At 57.3% G+C, this 24342-nt stretch carries 17 protein-coding genes and 9 pseudogenes; 13 read left to right on the top strand and 13 right to left on the bottom strand.

From position 1 onward, the window contains the following. Positions 1 to 68 precede the first annotated feature (68 nt). On the top strand, positions 69 to 1922 hold the full coding sequence (gene asnB / locus ISN39_RS35445) for an asparagine synthase (glutamine-hydrolyzing) (RefSeq protein WP_194732540.1): 1854 nt from the start codon (positions 69 to 71) through the stop codon (positions 1920 to 1922). 187 nt (positions 1923 to 2109) lie between these two features. On the opposite strand, the pseudogene ccrA reads toward asnB, so the two are convergent. After that, positions 2110 to 3393 (bottom strand): annotated as a pseudogene (gene ccrA, locus ISN39_RS35440) (crotonyl-CoA carboxylase/reductase). A 544-nt stretch (positions 3394 to 3937) separates the two neighbouring features. Between ccrA and ISN39_RS35435 the strand changes: the two are divergent. Together ISN39_RS35435 and ISN39_RS35430 are read left to right on the top strand one after the other, a co-directional pair. Continuing rightward, positions 3938 to 4279, top strand: a pseudogene (locus tag ISN39_RS35435) (helix-turn-helix domain-containing protein); the annotation flags it as partial. An 866-nt stretch (positions 4280 to 5145) separates the two neighbouring features. Continuing rightward, positions 5146 to 6273 carry an omptin family outer membrane protease gene (locus tag ISN39_RS35430; protein WP_246763629.1) on the top strand — a complete coding sequence of 376 codons (1128 nt, stop codon included), beginning with the start codon at positions 5146 to 5148 and terminating at the stop codon, positions 6271 to 6273. 362 nt (positions 6274 to 6635) lie between these two features. Here the strand turns inward: ISN39_RS35430 and ISN39_RS35425 are convergent. Both ISN39_RS35425 and ISN39_RS35420 read right to left on the bottom strand, forming a co-directional pair. Then, positions 6636 to 7400, bottom strand: a pseudogene (locus ISN39_RS35425) (IS3 family transposase); the annotation flags it as partial. Between the two features lie 18 nt (positions 7401 to 7418). Next, the gene (locus ISN39_RS35420; protein WP_194732657.1) at positions 7419 to 7667 is read right to left on the bottom strand and encodes a hypothetical protein; all 249 of its coding nucleotides are present in this window, start codon (positions 7665 to 7667) and stop codon (positions 7419 to 7421) included. Here ISN39_RS35420 and ISN39_RS35415 point away from each other — a divergent pair. Both ISN39_RS35415 and ISN39_RS35410 read left to right on the top strand, forming a co-directional pair. Then, positions 7560 to 8230 (top strand): annotated as a pseudogene (locus tag ISN39_RS35415) (IS3 family transposase); the annotation flags it as partial. The gene ISN39_RS35420 and the pseudogene ISN39_RS35415 sit on opposite strands and share 108 nt — an antisense overlap. Then, positions 8206 to 9228, top strand: a pseudogene (locus tag ISN39_RS35410) (ISNCY family transposase); the annotation flags it as partial. The pseudogenes ISN39_RS35415 and ISN39_RS35410, both read left to right, overlap by 25 nt. A gap of 240 nt (positions 9229 to 9468) precedes the next feature. Here ISN39_RS35410 and ISN39_RS35405 read toward each other — a convergent pair. Together ISN39_RS35405 and ISN39_RS35400 are read right to left on the bottom strand one after the other, a co-directional pair. Continuing rightward, complete coding sequence (locus tag ISN39_RS35405) at positions 9469 to 9777, bottom strand: addiction module antidote protein (protein WP_194732539.1); 309 nt, start codon at positions 9775 to 9777, stop codon at positions 9469 to 9471. A 1-nt stretch (position 9778) separates the two neighbouring features. Further along, positions 9779 to 10069, bottom strand: a complete 291-nt coding sequence (locus tag ISN39_RS35400; protein ID WP_194732538.1) for a type II toxin-antitoxin system RelE/ParE family toxin — start codon at positions 10067 to 10069, stop codon at positions 9779 to 9781. Positions 10070 to 10430: 361 nt separating this feature from the next. Between ISN39_RS35400 and ISN39_RS35395 the strand changes: the two genes are divergently transcribed. Next, the gene (locus ISN39_RS35395) at positions 10431 to 10673 is read left to right on the top strand and encodes a hypothetical protein (protein WP_194732537.1); all 243 of its coding nucleotides are present in this window, start codon (positions 10431 to 10433) and stop codon (positions 10671 to 10673) included. A gap of 417 nt (positions 10674 to 11090) precedes the next feature. Here the strand turns inward: ISN39_RS35395 and ISN39_RS35390 are convergent. Further along, positions 11091 to 11263 (bottom strand): annotated as a pseudogene (locus tag ISN39_RS35390) (IS3 family transposase); the annotation flags it as partial. Positions 11264 to 12282: 1019 nt separating this feature from the next. Between ISN39_RS35390 and ISN39_RS35385 the strand changes: the two are divergent. Both ISN39_RS35385 and ISN39_RS37520 read left to right on the top strand, forming a co-directional pair. Next, positions 12283 to 12434 (top strand): annotated as a pseudogene (locus tag ISN39_RS35385) (transposase); the annotation flags it as partial. A gap of 29 nt (positions 12435 to 12463) precedes the next feature. Beyond that, positions 12464 to 12742 (top strand): annotated as a pseudogene (locus ISN39_RS37520) (ISL3 family transposase); the annotation flags it as partial. Between the two features lie 7 nt (positions 12743 to 12749). Here ISN39_RS37520 and ISN39_RS35380 read toward each other — a convergent pair. From ISN39_RS35380 to ISN39_RS35370, 3 genes and pseudogenes are all read right to left on the bottom strand, one after another. After that, a pseudogene (locus ISN39_RS35380) lies at positions 12750 to 14368 on the bottom strand (IS66 family transposase). A gap of 74 nt (positions 14369 to 14442) precedes the next feature. Further along, positions 14443 to 14787: an IS66 family insertion sequence element accessory protein TnpB gene (gene tnpB / locus ISN39_RS35375; protein ID WP_194732536.1), complete on the bottom strand. Its 345-nt coding sequence runs from the start codon at positions 14785 to 14787 to the stop codon at positions 14443 to 14445. Further along, positions 14784 to 15170 (bottom strand): transposase, encoded by a 387-nt coding sequence (locus ISN39_RS35370; protein ID WP_194732535.1) that lies wholly within the window; start codon positions 15168 to 15170, stop codon positions 14784 to 14786. The genes tnpB and ISN39_RS35370 overlap by 4 nt, the downstream gene beginning before the upstream one ends. Positions 15171 to 15274: 104 nt before the next feature. Here ISN39_RS35370 and ISN39_RS35365 point away from each other — a divergent pair, with 104 nt between their 5' ends. Further along, positions 15275 to 15823 carry a transposase gene (locus ISN39_RS35365; RefSeq protein ID WP_194732534.1) on the top strand — a complete coding sequence of 183 codons (549 nt, stop codon included), beginning with the start codon at positions 15275 to 15277 and terminating at the stop codon, positions 15821 to 15823. On the opposite strand, the gene ISN39_RS35360 is transcribed toward ISN39_RS35365, so the two are convergent. From ISN39_RS35360 to ISN39_RS35350, 3 genes are all read right to left on the bottom strand, one after another. Continuing rightward, positions 15800 to 17248, bottom strand: coding sequence for a hypothetical protein (locus ISN39_RS35360; protein ID WP_194732533.1), 1449 nt, complete (start codon positions 17246 to 17248; stop codon positions 15800 to 15802). The genes ISN39_RS35365 and ISN39_RS35360 overlap by 24 nt on opposite strands. Positions 17249 to 17326: 78 nt before the next feature. After that, positions 17327 to 17830 carry a hypothetical protein gene (locus tag ISN39_RS35355; protein ID WP_194732532.1) on the bottom strand — a complete coding sequence of 168 codons (504 nt, stop codon included), beginning with the start codon at positions 17828 to 17830 and terminating at the stop codon, positions 17327 to 17329. Between the two features lie 230 nt (positions 17831 to 18060). Next, on the bottom strand, positions 18061 to 19650 hold the full coding sequence (locus ISN39_RS35350; RefSeq protein ID WP_246763628.1) for an ROK family protein: 1590 nt from the start codon (positions 19648 to 19650) through the stop codon (positions 18061 to 18063). A 157-nt stretch (positions 19651 to 19807) separates the two neighbouring features. Here ISN39_RS35350 and ISN39_RS35345 point away from each other — a divergent pair, with 157 nt between their 5' ends. The 4 genes from ISN39_RS35345 to ISN39_RS35330 all read left to right on the top strand — a co-directional run bounded on the left by ISN39_RS35345 (position 19808) and on the right by ISN39_RS35330 (position 23699). Next, positions 19808 to 21106, top strand: coding sequence for a DegT/DnrJ/EryC1/StrS family aminotransferase (locus ISN39_RS35345; RefSeq protein WP_194732531.1), 1299 nt, complete (start codon positions 19808 to 19810; stop codon positions 21104 to 21106). A 357-nt stretch (positions 21107 to 21463) separates the two neighbouring features. Continuing rightward, on the top strand, positions 21464 to 22138 hold the full coding sequence (locus ISN39_RS35340; protein ID WP_194732530.1) for an HAD-IA family hydrolase: 675 nt from the start codon (positions 21464 to 21466) through the stop codon (positions 22136 to 22138). 218 nt (positions 22139 to 22356) lie between these two features. After that, the gene (locus tag ISN39_RS35335) at positions 22357 to 22860 is read left to right on the top strand and encodes a GNAT family N-acetyltransferase (RefSeq protein WP_194732529.1); all 504 of its coding nucleotides are present in this window, start codon (positions 22357 to 22359) and stop codon (positions 22858 to 22860) included. A 122-nt stretch (positions 22861 to 22982) separates the two neighbouring features. Continuing rightward, positions 22983 to 23699, top strand: coding sequence for a GntR family transcriptional regulator (locus ISN39_RS35330; RefSeq protein WP_194732642.1), 717 nt, complete (start codon positions 22983 to 22985; stop codon positions 23697 to 23699). A 318-nt stretch (positions 23700 to 24017) separates the two neighbouring features. On the opposite strand, the gene ISN39_RS35325 is transcribed toward ISN39_RS35330, so the two are convergent. Then, positions 24018 to 24314, bottom strand: a complete 297-nt coding sequence (locus ISN39_RS35325) for a DUF982 domain-containing protein (protein ID WP_194732641.1) — start codon at positions 24312 to 24314, stop codon at positions 24018 to 24020. Positions 24315 to 24342 lie beyond the last annotated feature (28 nt).

Here is a 24342-nt window from a genome sequence, read left to right as displayed (position 1 = left end):
TCTCTGGCCTGAAGAACGAACCGGGCGGCTAATCCACCACTGAATGCATCTGATCGAAGGAAAACAACATGTGCGGGATTGCAGGATGGATAGATTTTGCCGGACTACCGTCCAACGCGGATCAACTTGTAGAAACCATGAACAATGTGCTGGCGCGGCGCGGTCCCGACGGAAGCGGTGTCTGGCGATCGGAATTCGCCTGTCTTGGCCATCGCCGACTTTCCGTGATCGACCTCGAGGGAGGAGCCCAGCCTATGGAGCTCTCCCGTGAGAGGGGCAGCATCACGCTCACCTACAATGGTGAGATCTACAACTACCGGGAACTCAGGCAGGAACTGCTTGCCCGTGGCCACACATTTAAAACGCAAAGCGATACTGAGGTTCTGCTCGCCGCCTGGTCCGAATGGGGATATGAGTCCTTGGGACGGCTGAACGGAATGTTTTCGTTTGCCCTATGGGATGCCAGTCGTGAGGAGCTGTGGCTCCTGCGGGACCATCTCGGCATCAAGCCGCTTTATTATCACTGGCGAGGCTCCAGTCTCCTCTTCGCTTCAGAGGTGAAGGCTCTCTTTGCCCATCCATCCGTTCATGCAGTAATCGATGCTGAAGGCGTCGCTCAACTGCTTCTGCCGCTGATCAAATTCCCTGGCGCCAACCCGTACAAGGATGTCTTCGAAGTTCTTCCAGGAAGCGCAACTGTGTTCTCGCGAAACGGGCTCCGCTCAATTCGCTACTGGAATCTGGAGGAAATCATCTCCCGGGCTCCACCACGGATCGAAATTACGCAAGCAGGAGCATCCCTGCGTGGACTTCTGATTGACACGATAGAACGTCAAACGATCGCCGATGTTCCGCTTTGCACACTGTTGTCCGGCGGTCTGGATTCATCCGCGATCACAGCTGGGGCCCAGAAAATCCAGACGGGGAACAGCAAGGTTAGGTCCTTTTCCGTCGATTTTAACGACGCGGCAGATTCCCAAACCTCCCGCTCAGCACTGGATCGGAAATTTGCCCATGAGGCGGCAGCGTTCATCGGGTCGGAACATCGTAACATCGTCCTGGACACCTCGCTCCTGGCAGCGCCTGAAACCAGAGACGCTTGCGTTGCCGCACGTGACCTTCCGAACGGGATCGGCGACCTTGACTTAAGCCTTTTGCTTCTGTGTAGGAAAGTCAGAGAACACGCGACCGTCGCTCTTTCAGGTGAGTCTGCCGACGAGCTTCTCGCAGGGTATCTCTGGTTCCAAGAGCCAACCGCAGTCTGGGCGGATACGTTTCCGTGGCTGGCGGACAGTCCCGCTCACGGATATCTTCACCAACGAATCCTCAACGCATTCCAACCGGCCTTGCTTGCTGAGCTGCAGCTCGAGGAATATCTTCAGGACCATTACTCTGCAGCTTTGAGCAAGCTCGATTTGGATCCCGGGTTGTCTGCGGCGGACCGGCGTCATCGCGAGATCATGTATCTCGCGGTGACGCACTTTCTGCCGACACTCCTGGATAGAAACGATCGCCTGAGCATGGCAACCGGGCTGGAAGTGCGTGTTCCCTTTTGCGATCACCGCATCGTCGAACACCTGGTGACCTTGCCGGCAGCCGTCCACACGGCCGATGGCCGAGAAAAGTCCGTGTTGAGACAAGCTGCGAAAGATATGCTGCCGGTCGGTGTCCTCGAAAGGAAGAAGTCGCCTTATCCCTCTGTGCCCGATCCAACCTATTCTTCGCAGATCGCAAGCCAGATCGACGCGCTGACGAGCGATCAGCGCGCTCGGCTGCGCGATTTTTTCAGCCCTTCAATCCTCGACGGACGAGGCGCCGCCGGCATGACAGCGTCGCATGGTCTGATAAGCAACATAGAGGGGGAGCTTGTTTTGAATTTTGCGTCCTGGTTTACGCAATACAATGCGCAAATCGCGACCTGACAATGATGCCCGGACGTTCCAACAGCGAGGACAAAACATCATCAAGGAATTGGCCGTGCAGCGCATCGTCAGGATGGCGGTAACGACGTCTGCGAACGCCCCCGCGCGGATATCCGGCGGAGCGAATCTCGATGAGGGCGCAGAAGGAAGCTCGAAGCCACGCCGCAGGCGCAACGATTGTTGCTGGTTAGGCGCTGGCCGCGTTGACGATGTCCTCGAAGTTGCGCAGGCCAACGCGTGGCGCATTGACCAGCACCGCCATATTCCCCGGCTTGTGCTGGTTCTTCCACATCTTCGTGTGGGCTTTGGCGATTTCATCCCATGGAAAAACCTTGCTCATGCAGGGGGCGATGCGGCGATCGATCACTAACCGGTTCGCCGCGCTGGCCTGTTTGAGGTTCGCGAAGTGCGAGCCCCGGATTCGCTTCTGGCGTATCCAGACGTATCGGGCATCGAACGTGATATTGAGCCCTGTCGTGCCGCCGCAGAATACCACCATGCCCCCGCGCTTAGCGACCAGAGTTGAGACTGGGAATGTCTGTTCGCCTGGATGCTCGAAAACGATGTCGACGTCGCGGTGTCCAGTGATATCCCGGATCGACTTGCCGAACCGCCGAGCTTCCTTGATCCAGGTGTTATACTGGGGCGAATTTACTGTGGGCATGGCGCCCCAGCAGTCGAATTCGTTGCGGTTAATGACCCCATTGGCGCCCAGCGCCAACACGTACTCAGCCTTACTGGCGTCCGACACGACGCCAATCGCGCTGGCGCCGGCCTCGGCGGCCAGCTGCACCCCAAACACCCCAAGCCCACCCGAGGCTCCCCACACCAGCACGCTATCGCCCGGCTTGAGGATGTGCGGTTCATGCCCGAACAGCATGCGGCAAGCTGTGGCGAGGGTTAGTGGGTAGCACGCGGCCTCCTCCCAGGTGAGGTGCTCCGGTTTTGGCATCAGCTGCCGCGATTGCACACGGCAGAACTGGGCGAACGAGCCGTCAGGGGTTTCGTATCCTCAGATCCGCTGGGAGTGTGAGAGCAGCGGCTCGCCGCCGTTGCACTCCTCGTCATCGCCGTCGTCTTGGTTGCAGTGGACGACAACCTCGTCTCCGACCTTCCAATGCCGCACCTTGGCGCCCAGCGCCCACACTACTCCGGCCGCGTCTGAGCCGGCAATGTGGTAAGGGGCATTATGCACGTCAAACGGCGACATCGGATGACCTAGCCCGGCCCACACCCCGTTGTAGTTGACGCCACCCGCCACTACGAACACCAGTACCTCGTCGTCCGCTATAGGCCAGGTCGGTACCACCTCGACGAGCATCGAGGTCTCCGGCGGCCCGTGACGCTCTCGGCGTATGGCCCAAGCGTACATGCGTTCAGGAACGTGTCCGAGCGGGGGAATCTCCCCCACTTCGTAAAGCCCCTTCCGAGCGGGGGCTATCGGTGACGTTTCGAGAGCAGCGGCTCCCATGGTGACCTCCTAGTAATCTATAGTCATTTTCTCAGCATAATGCTGACGGTCCTGCCCCTAGCGCTTGACCACCCCCGCCTCGACCGTGGCGCAAAAATCACAGGCGCTAGCCCTCCCACGACACATACGTACGCGGCCCCGGTCGAATGCCATTGGCTGCCAAAACCCAAAGTTGGTAGTGGAGCAAAACGCACGAACTTACCGCACGAAAGGCATCTGACTGGCTTCAGCCTCGAGTTCGCATAGATGCTCCAGCATCTCATCGTGGCGGCCGAGGCCCGTCGCGGCAAGCCCTCCTTTTTGCAAGCAGTCGCATGAGTCTGTCAGGCTGGGGAGTTCATGTGTCCAGGATGAGGTGCAACCGAGCCGTTTCCATTCGTACCGGAATTAACCAGTGATGATATACTGTCCTTTAATATCAATCATTTAGTTCCATAATATCTATTATGACTCAATTTGTATGTAGCCGCAAAGTTGAAGTGTCCTGATTCTGCAAAGTTAGAATGTCACACTCCCCGCGTTTTAATGACGTGGGAGATTGCGGATGGGACTGATTGCGATGAGCGAGCGCGATCTGCAGCGGATCGAAGTTTTGTCGAAGGTGATCGACGGCCGGATGATGACGTTGGTGTCGGCGGCGCATGTGCTTGACCTGAGCACGCGCCAGGTGCGTCTGCTGGAGCGGATCAGCACTGGCGGTGCGGCGTCGATCCGACACAAGGCGATCGGCCGGCCGTCGAACAACCGGATCAGCGACGGTGTTCGCGATTACGCCGTGACGCTGGTTCGCGAACGCTATGCGGACTTCGGTCCGACGCTGGCGGCCGAGAAGCTTTCCGAACGCGATGGATTGCGTGTGTCGCGCGAGACGTTGCGCAGTTGGATGACGGCGGTGCCGCTCCGGGCCGGCGGTCAGCTTGAGCTTGTGACCGTAGTCGCCGGCACGACTGAGCTTGATGATGATTCGGCATGGAAGAGGCTGATCAGCTTCTCACCCGTCAGCACAGTTTCGCCGCCCACCATGACCCGCACCGCATCCCACGCAGGCTGCTGTCATTTCTATCCAACCGCACGACACTGGCCTCCTCCGGGCCGCCCTGCTGAGCTCTCTGTCATGGATGCGAACAAAGGCAATAGGGCCTATGGTTAAGAATGCCGAAGTACCTGTGGTCCGGTCCCGTTTGACATAGACAGTTCAGTCCGTGCTGCTGCGTCGTCAGACACTGAAGTTCGCAGCTTAGTTCTTCATGGTGTGCAAGAGGCGATCAGGCGTTCATTGTCGAGTTGTCGACACTGTCGGATATTCGACAAAGTCGGAAATGAGACACTGCATGTCAGCGTGACCGCATTGATTTGAAACGATTTTCGGGTTGGCACAGCAGTTGCTTCGATAAAGAGAGCTACACTTAACACAGCCAACAGGAGTTCCGCCATGAACAGCCTCGCCGGCCAGGCAGTCGCCACGACGAGATTAATGCAAGCGAAGCCACCCACCGGTCGCCATGTGGCCAAGTCTGCAACCGTCAATCTCCCGCCGCATGTGGGGAAGCCAAGATCTCACGACGCGGTCGACGCCTGACAACAAGGCGCTCGCTCGTCCCGCCGCCTGATGAAACCCGGCGGAGCGACACTGTAGAGCGCCTCGTCTGAACGCGCCCGGCAGTTTCCACATCGGCGCCGCGGATCGCTAGGCGTACGCCGCGCTCCTACCCAGTCCTGACAATTCCATCGCTCTCCAGCAAAGGAAGACTAATGTTCTGCGAATACTTCCCTTCACTTAAGCGGCTCACGCGGCCTGCCTCGCAACAGCACGGCGAAACCGGTCCATCAACAGCAGCGGCTCGCGCCGTGGGCAAGTCTGGACAAGGAGTATGCGAGGCGGAGAAGCTCAGGGCCAACACGGAGGTGCTGGACGACGAAGCACGCGGTCAGCTTATAAATCGCGTCATTGTCGGGTCAGTAGTCACTTCGTGTTTCCTGATGGCCACCCCGTCATTCGCCGCCGCGGACGACGTTCTGTTTTCCTCCGACGGCGGCAATTTCATCCTTTTCGGCGGAATCGGCGTTGCTAACATCAAGGCCCAGGAGTTTGTCTATGACGGCGACCACAAGAACAGCCAGCTGAACTGGAAGAGCAAGGGGGTGACCCTTTTCACCGGTGGCGTCGACGCGCAGATTGATAACGACTGGAGCTTGCAGGGCAGCGTCAACGTCGGCACCGGCGGCAACGGTCACATGGTCGACCTCGATTGGATGTATTATAGCCGGGACGACTGGAGCAACCGCTCCATCCACCCCAAGACCGAACTCGATCACTATGTCGCCGGAGCGATCGAGTTGGACCGGATCATCTACGGCGATGATACCAGCAGTATCGCGGTCGGCGCCGGTTATCGCTATACCGACGTCAAGTGGAATGCGTATGGCGGATCGGGCATCTATTCGAGCGAGGGAAAATTCCGAGACGCCCCCTGGAAGGTCCCAGACGGGGCAAGATTAAGCAGCTACCGGCAAAAGATTGGGGTTGGCTTCCTCAGCCTGAGCGGCGAGCACGTCCTGGGCGATCTCACGATCAGCGGCGCCCTTCAGACGGGCTTGAGCTTCGGCATAAAGGACATCGACGACCACTGGTTGTTAAATGACCGGTATCATGACTACATGGATCCGGCGCCGGCGATCGGCGCCACTGTCGCGGTCAACTACGCGTTGACGCCGGCCACCTCGCTCTATCTGTCCGGGTCCTTCGACCGGGTGTTTGGCAGCCGCGGCGACACGAAAAAGTACGACGGGAAGACGCGCAAAAATGAATTCTACAAGGATGGCGCCGGCGCCACATTCCAAAGGACGTCAATCTCCTTCGGGCTCAAAAGTAGGTTTTGACGGCGTAGGAGCCTGCATTCATCGAAGACGAGCCAATATGGCAGGACACTGGATCGATTCCCTATTGCAGCGACGACGCCCAATGATTGTGGCAGTCGCAGTGGCCAACAAACTTGCGAGGATCATTCTGGTCGCCGACAGGGTCAGGCTCGTCAATCAAATACGCGGTCTTCTGTCCGAGCATGGCATTGGAAGCGGGCGAAAACCCATCGAGGCTCGCGGCAAAGACGTTGTCCAGCCGCATCACGAAGCCGGATATACGTCAGCAGTTGTGACCATCGATCCTGATCCAGCCGACTGTTGCAATCGGGCGGGTCCATATACGTCCATACATGAAGCTTTCAATGAAGGCTTGCCTGGCCAATGTAATGCCAATCCACCTTGCCCCGATCCGTCCATTGCAGGATGGCGTTGCCGGTGAATTCGCTGCCGTTATCGCTGACGATCATCCTGGGCTTGCCACGTTCCTCTGTAATCCGATCCAGCTCACGGGCGACCCGCAGGCCCGAAAGCGATGTATCGGCGACGAGAGCCAGGCATTCCCTAGTGCAGTCATCCAGACCGTCAGAACCCGGAACCTGCGGCCATCCGTGAGTTGATCCGACACGAAGTCCAGCCACCAACGATCATTGGCAGCCATCGGGATCACATCGGCGCTCGAGTGCCGATCGCTCGCTTACGCCCGCCGCGCTTGCCACGGTCAGCTTCTCCTCCCGATAGAGCCGGAAGAGCTTCTTGTGGTTCACAAGCGTGTGAGCAGCACATGAACGCGTCGATATCCGTAGCGGCGGCGTTCATGGGCCAGCGCCTTCATTCGCTCGCGAAGGCCAAGGTCGTCGCTGCGTCTGGTTTCATAACGAATCGTCATCCGGCAAAAGCCGATGGCTTTACACGCCCGCCGTTCGCTCATCCCATGTGGGCTCATCAGATGCGCGACAGCGTTCCGCTTTGCTGCGGCGTCACCACTTCTTTCCCAAAAGGTCCTTCAAAGCTGCATTATCGAGCATGGCATCCGCCAGAAGCCGCTTCAGCTTCGTGTTTTCGTCCTCCAGCGCCTTCAGCCGCTTCGCTTCGGACACCTCCATGCCGCCGAACTTGGCTTTCCACTTATAGATGCTGGCATCACTGCTTTAACTCTCTTCGAATCAAGCCGGAAATCTGGCATCTTCGGCCAGATCCAGCTCCTGCTTGGTGCTTCCCACTTCGGCGCCGACCGTAAAGGGCTGGCCTGCTGCCGGTTTCATGGACACCGAGATAAGGTGCTCCTCCGAAACCGGAGAGTGTGGATGCAGAGACGGAAGTTCAGCCGCGAATGCAAGCTTAAAGCGGTGAAGTTGGTTAGGGAGCGTCGCGGCGTCAGCGTAGCGGAGACGGCCCGCGATCTGGATGTTCATGAGAATGTCCTGCGCACATGGGTCAAGGAATATGGTGGCTGATCCGACGCAGGCCTTTCCCGGCCATGGGCAGATGAAGCCGGAGCAGCTTGAGATTGAGAGGCGCGCCGTGAGATCGCGAAGCTGAAGGCGGAGCGCGATATCCTAAAAAAACGCGGCGGCCCACTTTGCAAAGGACGCGATATGAAGTTCGCCTTCATTGCAAAGCGCCGTTCGATCTGGCCGGTGGCATGGCTCTGCTCAGCGCTGGGTGTCTCTCGTTCCGGCTTCCATCCCTGGCTCAATCGCTCACCGATCCAACGTGCCCGCCATGACGAAGTTCTTCTGGAGAGGTCCGGGAAAGCTTCAAATCCAGCGACCGTCCCTATGGTGCCCGGCGTGTCTGGCACGACCTCCTTGCCGAAGGCTTCTTCTGCGGCCTTCATCGCGTCGAACGCTTGATGCGCGAAAATGCGCTGAGGGCGAGGCCGAGGCGACGTGGGCTGCCGAAAGATGGCGGTGAGCGCTCGGTCATCATGCCGAACGTGCTGGACCGGCGGCCGGCATCTGGCGATCGCGCCAGCAGCGGCGGACGTTTCATCAGCCACGCTCGCGGCGCGAGGCCTATGGCGAACTGGTGCAGATCGACGGCTCCGAGCATAGTTGGTTCGAGGATCGTGGTGAACCGTGCTCGCTGCTGGTGTTCGTCGAGGATGCGACGGGCAAGTTGATGCAGCTGCGTTTCGTGCGCTCGGAAAGCGCCTTCAGCTATTTCGAGGCGCTGGCGCTTTATCTGAAGCATCACGGCGCGCCTGTGGCCTTTTACTCCGACAAGCATTCGGTGTTCCGGGTGGCGAAGAAGGACGCCAAGGGTGGCCAGGGCATGACCCAGTTCGGGCGGGCGCTGTGCGAGCTAAACATCGAGATTCTTTGTGCAAATTCGAGCCAGGCCAAAGGTCGTGTCGAGCGGATGAACCGGACGCTGCAGGACCGATTGGTCAAGGAGCTACGGCTGGCCGGCATCGACACCATGGAGACTGGCAATGCGTTTTTGCCTGGCTTCATGGAGCACTACAATGCGCGGTTTGCGATTGTCCCTGCCCGGTCCGAAGACCTGCACCGGCTGATGAATCTGGCACCGGATCGACTGCAGGAGATCCTGTGCAAGCGTGAGCAGCGTTATGTCGGAGCGCAGCTGACGTTTTCGTTTGAGCGCCAGCGGATCATGCTGGAGGAGACCGAGGTGACGCTGCGGATTGGCTGGTCGCTATGTTGAGACCTATGCCTATGCGGATGGTCGATTGGATGTGCGGTGGAAGGGGCCCTGCCCCACAGGACGTTCGACAAGGACCAGCGGGTGACGCATGCGGCGATCACCGAGAACAAGCGGCTCGGCGATGTCCTGGCCTATATCAAGGAGCGTCAGGAGCAGCAATCGGAGCCGGTGGTGAAGACCAACAGCGAGAAGAACGGCTATGTGCGACGTGCTCGCGGCCCGGGACGGCGGAAGGATTTCATGGACGATCCGGTGGTACTTGCGCGGCGAGAGGCAGCGCTTTCCCGGCTTGATGCTGCGGAATGATCCGTCAGCACACCGTCTCAAAGCTAAAGCCGAAGGGGTGCGTCTCACCTGCTCGGATCGGGGGCTGCCGTCAGCGCCAGCGGAGATGCTGAGTGTCGCATTTCTAACTGGCTGCCGACGCGCCCAAAGTGACATTTTAACTTTGCGAATAAACGGACATTCCAACTTCCCCGCCACATTTTGTGTGTAACGGGGGTGGGTTCAAAGGATGAAGTGCGACTTGCGGGAGATACCAATCTGTCAGATCGGGCCTTTGGTGGAGTTGGATGCCGGTACCAGCGACAGCCGCAGGCCAAGCACTTTCACCGCTTTGGCGATCGTATCGAGCGTCGGGTTTCCCCCTGGGCGAAAAACCTTATAGATGGTTTCACGACTGAGTCCGCTGTCTTTCGCGAATTGTGATGCGCCGCGTGCGCGGGCAATATCGCCGATGGCCGCTGCAATAAGAGCAGGATCTCCATCCTCCAGAACAGCGTCGAGATAGCCAGTCTGATCCTCGTGACTTTTGATGTAGTTCTGAATATCGAAGCGCGTTGTTTCCAATGCCATCTTATAGCTCCTTCGCCATTGCCTTCGCCGTCGCTATGTCGCGTTTCTGGCTTGCTTTGTCGCCACCACACAGCATCACCACGACAACATCAGCCTGCCTCACAAAATATAGGCGATACCCCGGCCCATAATCTATTCGTGCCTCGCTCACCCCGCTCCCCACGGGCTTTGCGTCTCCGAAATTTTCTAATTCGAAACGGCGCAATCTGGCGAGAACTCTGTCACGCGCGCGCCGGTCTTTGAGATCTTCCAGCCATCGGGAAAAAACGACTGTCAGTCGAACTTCAATCATGTGTATTACAGTACGCAGATTGCATAGTTTGTCAACTGTGGTACACAGCCGATGCTGGCGTCCACCCCACCGACTGATGCGCCAACATGCTTTGTCATTCTCTCGATCTCCTCAACGGCCCCGAGAATCCGAAGAGCCGCGAAGATCGATTATCACCGAAGGCCCAGACGACCCGGCCGTCGAGAAATGCCGTGTGGCGGCCCTCAGGTGGCCGGTCAGGCTGCGATACGGGGGTCTCCGCCCTGCCCGGCCAACCCGATTGGAGCGACGAAATAGGCAGCAGACAGTCACATTTTTAACTTTGCGCCGGCGCGGTTTGTGTAACCCGACAGAAGCGTCGATGGCATCCCGGACACTGAGCGTGAACGATCCCGCGTGGCCATTTGCGCCTCGCGGGGTTGCGGCCGAGAGAATACCCGGGCGTAATCCGGCGGGTATGATGGCGGGGAAATGTGGTGGACATGGATCCGCATCATTTCGGGTCGATCATGGTTTCGGCTGTTTTCTCGAGGTCGATGCCAATCCGGCGCGCCTCGACGACACCCCACTGCCGGGAAGCCAGGAAAGCAACGTGCAGCTGGCGATTTCGATGGATGCACACTAGACTTGGGACCTTTGCACCATGCGCTGCGGCATGAATCAAGCACAAAGTGGTGGGATCGACGCCGAACACGTCCGGTACGCTCGCCGGAGCGAGCTCAAGCTCCTCTTTGCGTTAGTAGCCGCGCCAGTCTTCACATGCCGACAGCGCAGGTCACGGGAGCATGAAACCCTGGTATTCGGACAATCGCAACGCTCATCCGAGGCCGCCCTCTCTTGCGCGATGGCGGCGTTCCGCTTTATCGCCGCGTCCAATGGGTTAGGGGCTGACGAATAGAGTGGACGTCGATCCTGCTGCTGCATGCCGCGGGAAATCGACAAGATCGATGAAACCTGTCGCCGCGAGAAATGGGATAGTTGCTTAAAAATTCTAGCATGATCACTTCGGGCGAAGATTCCTGGAATTATGCCGAGAGTGTTTGCCACGGCTGAGGCCGAGAAGCCTCGCCTGACGCACGATGGATAGTTTGTGCACGCGATTGATCATTTCTTTCCGCTCAGCAATCCGGCTTTGCCGAGCGCACCGGATAAAAAATCATTCTCTAACGTCAGTTCTCCGATCTTGGCATGGAGCGTTTTGACATCGACGGTCGGACCTGCCGGTTCCGTCTTGGCTTCATCGCCGACGATCTTCAGGGTTGCGAAACGGGCCTAGCGACTGCGTGAAGAAGATCGCAAGCCTTTCACATCTGACTGACAGACTGTGTTTTGCTTTGCCGCCGCGCTTCGGTAGCAAGGGCCAGGATTGCCCCCCGCTCAGTGAATGTGAGAGCGACGCGACCAAAGGCGGCCGAAGTCATATCAATCAGACCGTGGCGCCTCGCTTGAATGACAAGCGGATCCTTGAACAGCGCACTGCCTCTCCTAACTTTATAGACGCCTCCGTGTCGTGCAATCAGGCACAAGACATCGTCAACATTCGCGATCTCCGGACGAAGGTCTCGGGCCCGCCATAACCGACGCATGTTTTCTTTCTCCCATCCATGTTCGTTATGCACGCATCAAGGCCACCTCCAGCGCGGTAGAGGTGAAGCAGTGCAATGACAGGTTTTTTGACAAATCCATCGCTGCGTCGCGTCTGAACACGCCGGGTTTGTCCGAGCGCCGTGACGCGGAGGAATATATCGACTTCCTAGAAGCGCGAAGATTGTCCTGATGATATTCTCAGTGAGATGGTCTCATTGCCTCCGCAGGATGCGAGAAAATGAGGGGCATTTCTCACCATTGGGCACCCGTCAACTTACCTTTTGCTAGTTGTGCTAGTGTAGGTTTGACTAAATACGCTAACGCCCGGCGCAGAATGCCGGCCTCCTTCTGGTAGAATGGAATAACTACTGTGAACGTGGCCAATTGTCACCCTCGCCTTCTTAATTCCGTGCTACTCATGCGCACCGGATCCTAACCGCATGCTGGTAGCGTTTGGACCATAGTGAGTTTTTTGAGGTCCCCCAAAGTGATTGTTTGGATGTAGCCCATTCACAGTATGGATGCCTTACACTTGACATGCCCCCCCGTTAATTTAGGCCAATTGGAACTGGAATTTTCCACTTATGATCCCCCATGGGGAAGAGGAGGAGAATTCGATGAAGGCCTCGAGGTTTTCGGAAGCGTAGATCGCGTTCGTGCTGAAGCAGGCGGAGGACGGAACGGCGGTCGGCGAGGTCTGCCGCAAGGCAGGCATTTCGGACGCGACCTTTTACAATTGGCGCAAAAATATGCCGATCTGATGCCCTCGAAGATGAAGCGGCTGCGCCAACTGGATAGAAGAACGCCAAGCTGACGGATGGCACAACGATCAAGGAAATCGTGCGCTGCACCGGTCATAGCCGAGGACTTGTCAGGTAGGTTCTCAGAGGTCAACGTAGCGATGTATTCCGCTCACGAGAGCTCACTGGAACTCTACCTGGAATGGCTCGACGCGCAGTGGACGGCCGGCAAGCGGAACGCCACCGAGCTATGGCGACGTCTAAAAACGCCAGGCTTCCGCGGCTCGCGGCGGGTGGTCAGCGAATGGGCCACGCGACGCCGACGGGCGGATAGGCCGATGCGGAATGCCTAAGTCGCATTCCATCGTAAGCGGTCAGCCGATAACGTCAGGCTTGAAGCTCCAGGGCATGAGCGCTTCGATTTCGGATGCTGGCCAGCCTTGAGCAATGCGGGTCAATGTTTGGGAGAGCCAGTCGAGGGGATCGACGCTATTCATTTTGGCCGTTTGCAGCAAGGTGGCCACCGTCGCCCAGGTTCGTCCGCCACCCTCGCTGCCGGCAAAAAGACTATTTCTTCTCGTAACTGTTTGGAGCCTGATCGCCCGTTCGACGATGTTGGAGTCGATTTCGATGCGGCCGTCCGTTATAAAGCGTTCCAGCGCCTCGCGCCGGGTGAGCGCGTAGCGGATCACCTCGGCGGTTTTGGATTTTCCCGAGGCCTTACCCAGCTCCTTTTCCCAAAGGTCAAACAGGCTGGAGACGATGGCCGCGGATTTTTCCTGGCGCCACGCCGCGCGGCTCCCGGCATCCTTGCCCCGAACCTCATCCCCGATCCTCCACAACTCGGTCATGGCGAAGATCGAGTCCGTCGCGGCCTGTGAGACACCGCTGATGTGCAGATCGTAAAACTTGCGGCGCAGGTGCGCCCAGCACCCTGCGAGCTGGATCGTTTCACTGCTGCCGGTTTTGGCCCGCGTCTTGGCCAGGTTGGTATAGGCCGAGTAGCCATCAACCTGCAGGATGCCGCTGAATCCGGCGAGATGACGCGCCACGCAATCGGCGCCTCTGCTGTCTTCAAAGCGATAGGCAACCATCGGCGGACTGGTTCCACCATATGGTCGATCATCGCGTGCGTAGGCCCATAGCCAGGCCTTGGTGGTTTCCCGGACCCAGGGGCAAGAGCGGGCAAGGTCGTCTCGTCGGCGAAGATCCTTTCGCCCTCCTTGACGCGTTTCAGGATATAATCGGCGAGCATCTGCAATTCGAAGCCCAGATGCCCCATTTACTGCGCCATCAACGACGGGCTGACCTCGACGCCATCGCGTAGATAGATCGCCTCCTGCCGGTAAAGCGGAAGACCGTCGGCGTATTTCGAGACAGCGATATAGGCAAGCAGCCGTTCCGTCGGTAGGCCGCTTTCGATGATGTGTGCTGGCACCAAGGCCTGAGCCACGCCGTCACGACCCCGGAAGGCGTATTTGGGGCGGCGCGTCACGATGACCCGGAACTTCGGTGGCACGACGTCCAGCCGCTCGGAGCGGTCTTCGCCGATCAAACCCTTTTCAAGACCCGCGCAGTGGGCCGGGATTTCCGGCTCGATAACTTCCTCGATGCGTTCGAGGTGAGCGGCAAAGCCTTTGCGCGGACGTGGGGCACGCTTCGGCTTGTCCTTGGCCGCGCGGTCGAGTTCGCTCTGGATTTCCGAAAGGCCGGTCTCGACCTCCTCGAAAGCAAAGGATACCTGTTCGTCGTTGATACCCAGGCGCAGCCGCTCGGAACGCTTGCCATGTTGCGTGCGCTGCAAAACTTTCAGGATCGATGTGAGATTGGCGATCCGCTCGTTGGCGCTCTTCTCGACGGCCTCCAGCCGGGCGATCTCCGCAGCCGCGGTGGCAAGCCGCGTCTCGTTCGCAGCCTGCTCGCGGACCATCGCCAGGATCATCGCCTTCAGCGTATCGACGTCGTCCGGCAGGTCGGAAGCGGGTAAAACCATGAGAGGTAATAGAGCACAAAAACAGCCGTTCCCAACCATTACAGCCGCATGATTCATCTTGTCGCAGGTCGGTTTCAGCCCGTCAACAACGGCCGCCTGATCTTGGCCGGGCGGATCCTTTTCCAATCAAGCCCAGCCAGAAGCGCCATCAGTTGCGAATGGTCCAGACGCATTCGCGCCGCCGATATGCCCGGCCAGCAAAAGCTCTGCTCTTCCAAAATTTTCGAATAGAGGCAGACCCCGCTGCCGTCCCACCAGACGATCCGAACACGGTCCGCCCGCTTCGACCGGAACACGTAAAGCGAACCATTGAACGGGTCGAGGCCGCCATCCCTCACCAGCGCCATCAAAGACGCGGCTCCCTTGCGGAAGTCGACCGGCTGGCACGACACGTAAACCACCACACCGGAGGCGATCATGTCTTGCGCACCGCCCAGAGAATCTTCGCCAGGTGATCGGGGTCAACATCGCCGCCGGCGCGCACCACGACATCGCCTACGACGATTTCCACCATGGAACTGCCCACCGCTTCAAAGCGCGTGAACTTGACTGGCGCCCTCGGTCTCTCCGTCAATGGGGCAACCATTCCCGACGAAAGCGCCTTACGACGCCACGCGTAGAGCTGCGATGGGTCTAGTCCCTGAGAACGCGCAATCGCCGAGATATTGGCCCCCGGCGAGAGCGCCTCCGCCACAAGCCGTGCCTTATCTTCATCCGACCAATGACGCGGCTTGCGTCGAGACTGCACCGGCTCCGCTGTCAAAACCTCGAATGTTCGATGCTGATTCACACTGTCGCTCATAGGATTCTCCGCATGACTCATGCAGAAAATGCGCGCTCTGCGGCCCTAAAGCTACGTGGGGTAGCCTACGCGCTTACATTCCATCCGCCCGGACTATTGCCCGTTTGCTAACGACAAGCAGAGATAGCCTGACCAAATCGGAAACCGTCACGATCGCCGCCATCGAAAGTGGTGTGCCACGGCTTGTTGTCGCTCGCGATATCATCGCCGACTTCCACATCATGATCCGGCGCAAAGCAGAGTGTCAGCTTAACCCATGGATCGACCGCGCCCGCGATAGTCTGGTTGCTTCATTCGGCAACGGGGTAGCGAAAGACATGCAGGCGGATCGAGCAGCGATCGTCTCATCGTGGTCGAGTGGACAGACCGAAGGACCGATCACAAAGCTCAAGCTCGTGAAGCGTCAGTGGCGGCGGAACGCTCGACGATCTTCAAGCCCGGATAAGGTGCCACACGAGCAAGGTGCACCAACTTTGCGTCAGAGCCAACCTTCGGTGCCGATTCAGATGTTTAGCGAATTTCATCCCTTACGGGGTCCCGATCCGCGCCGATCGGAACCCTGCCCAAGATCATCTTTTTCTCACAAAATCAATGACCTCAAGCGTTTCGCATTTTGTGATTCAGGATTCTCAAATCATTGGAGTTGTGATTGAAGGCACCATTCCGGTCCGTTTGCGCCTCCCCAGCGGCTGCTCCCTCCGCAGATCCCGATCGAAGGCGACGACCATGGTCCGGAACGCCGGAATGTCGTCGACGAAGCGGACGTGACCGGTCACCACGAAAGTGCGAGGCTCCTGGGACTGATTCGTCCCTTGTGTGCCCATAGTCGTCCTCCGTCGGACCTGCCTCTTCGTCTGCTTGTTTATGCGTTCAGCAAGTAGTGCAATCCGTTTTCCTGAATGCTCTTCTTCCCGTCGCGCCAATCGAGCAGCCATTCGGCGCCCGGCCGAGACGAGGCCCAGGCCAGCCGTGGCAAGCGCGACGGGCGTGAGAGGCGCGGCGAAGACCGACAGCACGGCAGCCGCCGCTCCTACCGCGATGCCCGTTGTGCTCAGCGCGAGCCGACCGCGGTTGCTGCCGAGCCAGCTGTCGCGCGCCTTGCGTGCTTCGTCCAAGTCGTTGGCGAGGTCGGGAATGGTCTTGTGTTCGAGTTCCTCCGCGAACTCCCTGGTCCACGGCTCCGCCTCGATGCGGCGCGCCATCCATCCAAGTTTGTTGCGCGCCTGACGCAGGTCGCCGTCGTGCTGCCGGCGGTACTCTAGCACTTCTGCCAGCGGCAGCTCGTGACTCAGCACCGGCAAATTCAGCTGCGAGTCCATCAGAGCGGTGGCCGCCACCAGATCGAGCTTGAGCTGCCGTGCGCGCTCGGCGCGGGCCGGCTGCACCGCTGGATCGCGAGATGCTCGACGCAGCTTCAGGGACAGTGCGCGGTTGTGGAATAGGTCGTCGGTGATCGGCGTCGCTCCAGCGTGCAACAGCCCTGCGAAAAGCGCGTGGTTCATCATGATCGCTTCGCCCAGCGCCAGCGGAAAGTCGGCGTAGCGGTATTCGACGTCGCCACCGTAACCCTCGCGGTACTCGTCGTAGACCTGGCCGGTCTCGGCGTACTCGTAGTACTCGCTCGGATTCCCGCCCGCTCTCTCGCGGTACTGACCAGACTCCCGCGCGACCTCGCGCACGAAGTCGCCCATCAGGTGCCGCATGGTCTGGTCGCTCTGCAGGTCCTGTGGCACTTTGGCTAGGGAGAGGGTCCAGCGTTGCTTACCTGTGGCCTGGCTCTGGGTGTCACACAGGCCCAAGAACTCGCGGTCCGCCATGTCGCGGCGGATGGCATCTTCAATGGGCCGCTTGTACTTCGCAAGCACGGCCGCCGGCGTCACGATCTCGAGAATGCCTGCATCCTTGAGCTGCAGTACGGCGTCGCGAGCGATGTGGTCTGCGCCGATGGTGTCCCAGCTCGCACCGACCGGGTCGAGGATGACGAGCTTGTCGAACCACAGCGCCGGCACTTTCAGCAGCGGAAGCTGTGCGTCGGTGAAGGACGCGTAGGGATAGTAAAAGAGGTTGTGGTCAGTCATTGAACACTCCTTTTCCGAACAATCGGACGTGCAATTGCTAACTCGATTCATTCATAAACGACTCTTCCCCTGATCGCTTTAAGCCCTCTTAGTGTTTGCGCTTTGTAACTGTCGGGCTCTTTTTGACCGGTGCTTTCTTTGCGGGGGATTTGGTATGAGAACGCTTCCTTTCATAGTGATGGCCCACGCCAGGTCCATCAACTCGGCGACGGCAGCCAAAGCGATGTTGGGTTTGATGGCCACGGTTTCGAGCGGCGCGAACCGGGCTTTGACGGATTCGCTGCCATCAGACTGCTTTTCCGGGATCGGGGTGAGGTTGCGCTTGTAGAACACATCGAGGACTGGGATAAGGTCCGCGAGATCGAAGAGCGATCGGCGACTCTGAGCGAAACGACCCATTTTCGATATAGGCAAGTCTTGCGCCTGCATCAGGTTTCGGTTGTGGGCGATCCCCAGTTGGCTGATGAAGGACAGCTGGCGATTATCGCCGACGACAACAGCGCATTTGGCGCGAGCAAAAATCGGTAGGGCAGATGCTATGTCGCACTGGCTCGCCTCGTCAAAAATCGCGAGATCGAACAAGCTATAGGAAAGAGGTACCCGTCGTGCGGCTCCAAGGACTGAAACTAGCCAAAGCGGACGATGGCCTACGACGTCTGCAGCGAGCGACTGAGGCAACGGACCTGAGCTTTGAGCAAGCTCTAGGTTGGCGAGAGTGGATCCGAAATAGACACGTCATCCGTCTTTCTTGTGCACGAGACACTCGACCTAGCCGCACCAAATGTCGGTCGACGCATCTGACCATTCATCGGTCAGATGACGAAATTGAGCAATTCAGAAAGAAAGAGACTGGCGGCGCCGCGCAGGGCTGCCACGTCTTCGCTATCGCCAAAGGCGAGCGTAATCGCTTCATCCGGGCGATGGAATACCAATTCTCGGAAGCTTTCTTCAATGAGATTGAGCATCGTTTTTCCCCCGCGTACGACATCCCCATGAAGAATAATGCAATTGAGCGCCATTAAGTGCTGAAGATTCGCCAATCCAACCGAAATGTTGAACGCATACTCTTGAAGTAGTTCCTTTGCGCCCTTGACGCCGCCACCGGCCAAAGTCACCAATCGGCCCGCATTCAACAAGTGAGGTTGCGGCAACCCCCTGGCTTTTGCCTCGTCCCTTAACCACTTCAAGCTGGCGATTGTTTCCCAACATCCGCGTCGGCCGCATTGGCACACATGGCCATTGAGTTGCACGATGGTATGGCCAATTTCGCCGCCTGCACCCGCAGGTCCCCGATAAAGATGCCCATCAAGGTACAGCGCCCCACCCAAAGCCTCGTCAATATAGACCACCGCGAAGGTCCTGCGGCCACGTCCTTGCCCAAACCAACGGTCGCCAACGAGCAAAGCTCTGGTATCCTGGTCGACACACGCATTAACTCCGAATCTTTTGGCCAACTCTGTTCCCACCGGAAATCCATTAAGATATGGAGCGAGACTGACAGTCACAATTGAACCTGTCTCCGTATCGATCATTCCTGCAACCGCAACACCGATCCCTAAAATCGGTAAGTTAACAGATGCGATGGTCTCTTCGACACAGGTGCTGACAATCCGAAATGCGTCGGAGGCGTCTGTTAGACCTTTGGGGAAATCGGTGGCATGCTGTGCATAAATCTCGCCATCGAGAGACACCAAGCACGTACGCACACGATTGTGCATCAGGAGGACCGCGCAGATCGGCCTTGCATTCTTTGAGAACCACAACTTGGTAGCCGGTTTTCCGCCAGCCTCACTAGGAGGTACCACCTCTCCTTCCGCAAGGATGCCCTGATTGATCAAGGGCTGCACAATCCCGCCGATAGTTCCTCGATTTACACCGGTAAAGCGTGCCAGATCCGCCCTGCTAGATGCTCCCATGTCGTACAATGCCTGGAGCAACCGGCCCCGATTTGCAGGCCCCAAGGTCCCGGTTGAAATCAGCCTTTGGGCCGGCATACGCTTGATGCCGTCGCTCTTATTAAAATCGTTAGAAGTGCCTGCACTTTCTCCAATCCGTTGACTTTCCAGTCTTTTAATCATCGAATCCATTGCATCAAATCCACTTTCGTCGAAATTCGGTTGCTCGCACCGTCTATTGACTAGCTGAGGTTCAACCGTCGCTCGGGGCGCTTTGAAGAACCATGGGATTGTAACTGGCAATATGCGCCATTCTTTCCAGACCATTTTATCGGCATAAGGCCGCCAAAGGAAATCTGTGGCCTCGCGGTTCAAACCTCCTTCGATCCAATGTCCCCAATTGGTGTGGGTAACCAATAAAAAACAGTTGAAGCTTCCTACAGGCCGTGATCCGGACGCCGCCTGGATGTCGGACTTTCTCGCAACGGGCGCATCCTTGATATACATAAGCCGACACGCAAATATACAGAGAACCGCGGGGGATCTGAAAATATATTTTATAATATACTTCATTACAGCCGTGAACGTCAAGCAAAGCACACTAGAGTATTCCAAATCTCATACACGGTGATAGCAATTCAATGATTAATGATCGGAGCAGTAAATGAACGGACATACCGCACCAGGTCTCGAGGCCAGCAATACAAGAGGTCTTTTCTCCGACGTGAAGCTCGCCATCTTCGGTGGAGAGCCTGTTGTCCCCCAGGGGCGTATCACACCTTGGCCAGCCGCAGAAAAGAAGCATTTGGATGCTCTTCGCGGAGTTGTAGATGGTGGACGATATCACCGGGTTAACCATCCGATTGTGAGCGAGCTGGAGCAAAATCTTGCAAGCTGGACCGGGAAGTGGCAGGTGCGCGCCGTGGGCAGTGGTACGGCGGCCATCCACATCGAACTCGACTACGTCAAGAAGCGAGGGGAGCGCGTGGTTACCGCGGCGCTGAATTGGCCTGGAGCGGTCGGGCCAATTACAATCAGTGGTCTCAAGCCGGTCTTCGTTGATGTCGACATGAACTTAGCTGGGATCGATCAAGGGGCGGCCACCGAAAAGTTCGGACCAGACGTCGCTGCGGTTCTCATCACCCACCTCTTCGGCAATAATGTTCTTGTTCCCGATGCGAGATCTGCCGCGCGTGCTCAAGGCATTGCGGTGATCGACGACGTCTGTCAATCGATCGGAGCCACCAAAGCGATCGTCAACGGGGCCCATGTTGATGCCGACGCACTCGCTCTTTCCGGAAACGGCGCCAAGCACCTTGGTGCCGGCGAACTAGGGTTTGTCATTACCGATGACTCCAACCTCATTGCACACGTGGATCGCGTATCGCTGACGAGCTCATCGCGAAATGGCGAGCGAATATTCTCACCCTATTCCCAGGGATATAACTACAGACCCAACGTATTCTCCTCTTCAATAGCGAAGCTTCGGGTCGAAAGGCTGGACGCGCAACTCCAAATCCGAAGAGACAATGGAAGGATTTTGTGGGAGATGATTCGGGAGCTTGCAGGTATATTTCCGCTTTTCAATCCGTCTGACTGCAATCAATCAATGCTCAACTTCCCCCTACGTATCGAACCTGAGGCACTCGGCTTCGGGCCAGGCGCGGCTGCAAGGGACTTTGTGGTCAAATCGCTGCAGGCCGAAGGCGTGCCCATCTGGGTTTGGCTTACGAAGCCCGTCTTCGAATATCTCCCAGACATCCGCGACGATTGGAGAGCCGCCGATTTTCCAAACACGGCACAACTCTTGGATACGATGTTTTACGTTTCCGAGATCGCGCCGCCCAATGATGCTGAAGTGATGAAGCTTTACGCAGAGGCGTTTCACAAGGTTTGGAAGGCTCTTTATAAGCTGGGTCCGAAGATAGCCGGTATCGCAACATCCATCCAACGGGCGGGGTGAGAGAAAGGCGAAATCCAGGTAAGCCCACGCTTTTCGCCCTACATTTTGGTGACCGCATGGCCCGAGGAAGAGTACCTATGGCGAGCGCCAAAGAGCGACCAATCGTTGATGCCGGCAGCGCCTGTAGTGTTCGACAGCAGCCAACCCGGCCAGCGTCATACTCCGCGGTGCGTAAGTTCAAATGTTGGGACCAGTGACCTTCCTCCGTCCGGGGCGGCAAACAACCCTGCCTAGTCACCATGTCGAAAAGCGCTCAGACTTTCTTCCGGTTCGACGCGTATAATCTTCCGTCGATTACAATGTGTCGAGCGCTGCAACCCGCCGAACCTGAACGTTTACTAAACAAGGATTACTCGCATGGCCTTTTCGACAAACCCAGAACTCCTGATCTTCGACTGCGACGGGGTTCTAGTCGATAGCGAGATCATCGCGACGGCTGTGCACATCGATGCTTTGGCTAAATGTGGGTATGTTATATCCGCTGATGCTTATAATAGTCGCTTCATAGGGATGACTGATCAGCAGAGTTACTCCATCATAGAAGCTGAGGCCGGCTTCCGTCTGCCGAAGGACCATCATGAATGTGTGACGGCGGAGATCGCCAAGCGATATACGGGCAATCTCAAAGCCGTCGCGGGCATTCATCAAGCTTTGGAAGCTATCAGCTGGGCGGCGAAATGCGTGGCATCGAGCAGCGATGTTGAAAAGTTGCGGTTGACACTTGAGATCACAGACCTGCACGATAGTTTTACGCCCCATGTCTTCAGCGCTTCGCAAGTTGCGCGTGGGAAGCCAGCCCCGGATCTCTTTCTGTTTGCAGCGGAGGAAATGAACACACCGGCTGGCAGTAGCGTCGTTATTGAAGATAGCGTTGCTGGAATTCAGGCGGCGGTGGCGGCCGGGATGAAGGTAATTGGCTTCGTTGGGGGCTCTCATTGCCCTCCCGGCCATGCGGAGAAATTGATGGAAGCAGGTGCTATGAGGATATTCAACCGTATGACAGCGTTGCCAGGGACCTTAGCAGGTTTGTAGTCGAACAGTTACGCACTGTCGAAAATCGTTCAGGAAGCCGATCCCTTGAATCGCAAAGGGCGTCGTTTTGCAGGTGACGTCCCACGGGCGCTGAGAGCGGCTGTGATTTATGGCTATGGAGTACCCTTTATGTTAGTCATTCACCTCGTTAAGCTCACTCGAACTCCGTAGTTTCACACCCGATACGTCGGCGCACATCAAGAAAAAATGGAGACACTATGACTGCTAGACCAATCCAATCCGGAGCTCCAGTAGCGATCGAGTATCTGGAAACATATCCGAATTTAATACCCGTTTGCGCGAGCTGGACTTTCGGACAATGGGGTTGTCAATCGGATGGCTCGTACGAGCAGACAACACGCGAATTTGAAGCAGCAACGAAAAGTTCCATGCCGGTAACATTGATCGCCACCCAAGACGGCAAACCTGTAGGAATGATCACCCTGGGTGAGCGTGATTTCGAGGGAAGACCCGATCTTTCCCCGTGGCTGAAGTCGCTCTACATCCATCCATTTCACCGCAATAAAGGAATAGCCTCGTTGTTAATCGAGAGCCTGGAGCACGAAGCGATGCGCCTCGGCTGCAAAAGCCTTTACCTCACAACAGAGGACGCGAAATACCTTTACGAAAAGAGCGGCTGGAAGGAAATTGATCGTATACGAACACCGTATGGCGAAGCAGCTTTGATGAAAAAGGTTCTGCCGACAATCGCTCTCGCCTAAGTATTGCAGCCAAGAACCGTCACGCGATTGCGAGGCGGATTCTCGTCCGGGTCTCAATTTGTCTTGCAGGTCTCCACATTGAAATGCATTAAACAACGACGTCGATAAAGGAGACGATGAAAATGTGGCTCTGTGAAAAAGCGCCTCAGTGTCGTGGAATCAGCATTCCGAAACCAGCTAATGAATCGATGCCCGCGAAGGCTGACACTGCCTACGATGCCGTTCTTCAACTGCTCTACAGCTACTCCCTAGTGCCGGGACAGCATCTCAGCGACCAAGAGCTTGCCTGTAAACTCAACATTGGCCGAACTCCGGTACGCGAAGCGCTTATCCGGCTCGCAGCCGAGGGTAAAATTCTATCCGCTCCTCAAAGGGGTTACTTCACGCGGCCACTGGTCGAAGGCGCTTTATTAGACTCTTATGCCGTGGCGCGCGAAGTTCTGGGGTTCGCACTAACACGTAGACGGCCACAATTTCCATTCACCGGCACCTCTTGTGATGACCTGTCTCCCGGCGAACTGACAGTCCGCGCGGAAATGATCTTCGCCGGAATCGCCGAGGGATCTTCAAATTGCGAGGTTTGCAAGATCATCGACAAGTTCTGCTTTTGCTCTCATCCTCTCCGGATGAAAATAATCGCGTCGGAACTCCACGCTGCTTTCAGAGAGAGCCTGTCAAGGCTAACGGACGCGATGTCTCAATGCGGCAAGGCAACGACTCTTGTGGAATCCGCACTCATGAATCACCTCGATGTAGAACAGCGAGCTATCGCGCGCGTGGTCCAATGGGTGAACAAAGGACGGCTAACAGAATTTCCTCGTGTCGCGAGAAGCTTTTGAGCATCCCTCTCGTCTTTTGTTCCCATCCAGGGCTTGGATATAACCACCCCCGCGATTTTTGGTGCTTTCGCAAGAAGCCTTGCAAGGACAGGATCACTCACAATTGCGAGGCACCGAGGCGGTGAAATCCTTATTGGTGCGCCGCCTTAATATCGAAGAGGAAGCTGTCTCGAGGGTGACCTGCCAATGAACTTTTACAAGGCTGCGATTGCCGGCGGAGAAGCGAATGCCGCACCCATCGGCTCCTGCTTCTGGCGACTGGACCCAACGCTATATGGCAATTGCGTGGGCTCGATGCCGGCTCGCGATCGCCTTGGCTTAGGCGTTCCCAATATTTCGGTCGGCCATCCGCTGGCCTAAATTCGGCACATCGTCGATCTCGGCCAACATGCCTGCCTTCTTCAGAAAACGCCGGACATTCTCACGCGCGGCGCCAATTGGAAATCGACCGTTGGCCGCTTCTCGGCACGCCTTCAACAGCGTGTCGTAGGCGAGGTCTCTCTTTGCCTCCGGCCAAGCTTCGAGAAAAGTGAAGACCTCGTCAAGGCTGGTGATCTCGTCAATGAAATACTTACGCTGAACGTAGACTGCGCGATCAAACAGGGTACGGGCCATCTCCATCTCCATCTCCATCTCAGGCTCC

Source organism: Rhizobium sp. 007, from assembly GCF_015353075.1.
GTDB lineage: Bacteria > Pseudomonadota > Alphaproteobacteria > Rhizobiales > Rhizobiaceae > Rhizobium.
This window is presented reverse-complemented; position numbering and strand designations above follow the sequence as displayed.

What these genes read in the sequence shown, in the direction of transcription:
- ISN39_RS35330 (WP_194732642.1), top strand. Translation starts at nt 22,983, where the DNA reads ATGTGGCTCTGTGAAAAAGCGCCTCAGTGTCGTGGAATCAGCATTCCG.
- ISN39_RS35400 (WP_194732538.1), bottom strand. Translation starts at nt 10,069, where the DNA reads ATGATTGAAGTTCGACTGACAGTCGTTTTTTCCCGATGGCTGGAAGAT.
- asnB (WP_194732540.1), top strand. Translation starts at nt 69, where the DNA reads ATGTGCGGGATTGCAGGATGGATAGATTTTGCCGGACTACCGTCCAAC.
- ISN39_RS35340 (WP_194732530.1), top strand. Translation starts at nt 21,464, where the DNA reads ATGGCCTTTTCGACAAACCCAGAACTCCTGATCTTCGACTGCGACGGG.
- ISN39_RS35405 (WP_194732539.1), bottom strand. Translation starts at nt 9,777, where the DNA reads ATGGCATTGGAAACAACGCGCTTCGATATTCAGAACTACATCAAAAGT.
- ISN39_RS35325 (WP_194732641.1), bottom strand. Translation starts at nt 24,314, where the DNA reads ATGGCCCGTACCCTGTTTGATCGCGCAGTCTACGTTCAGCGTAAGTAT.
- ISN39_RS35420 (WP_194732657.1), bottom strand. Translation starts at nt 7,667, where the DNA reads ATGAACATCCAGATCGCGGGCCGTCTCCGCTACGCTGACGCCGCGACG.
- ISN39_RS35345 (WP_194732531.1), top strand. Translation starts at nt 19,808, where the DNA reads ATGAACGGACATACCGCACCAGGTCTCGAGGCCAGCAATACAAGAGGT.
- ISN39_RS35370 (WP_194732535.1), bottom strand. Translation starts at nt 15,170, where the DNA reads ATGAGCGACAGTGTGAATCAGCATCGAACATTCGAGGTTTTGACAGCG.
- ISN39_RS35335 (WP_194732529.1), top strand. Translation starts at nt 22,357, where the DNA reads ATGACTGCTAGACCAATCCAATCCGGAGCTCCAGTAGCGATCGAGTAT.
- ISN39_RS35430 (WP_246763629.1), top strand. Translation starts at nt 5,146, where the DNA reads ATGTTCTGCGAATACTTCCCTTCACTTAAGCGGCTCACGCGGCCTGCC.
- ISN39_RS35350 (WP_246763628.1), bottom strand. Translation starts at nt 19,650, where the DNA reads ATGTATATCAAGGATGCGCCCGTTGCGAGAAAGTCCGACATCCAGGCG.
- ISN39_RS35360 (WP_194732533.1), bottom strand. Translation starts at nt 17,248, where the DNA reads ATGACTGACCACAACCTCTTTTACTATCCCTACGCGTCCTTCACCGAC.
- tnpB (WP_194732536.1), bottom strand. Translation starts at nt 14,787, where the DNA reads ATGATCGCCTCCGGTGTGGTGGTTTACGTGTCGTGCCAGCCGGTCGAC.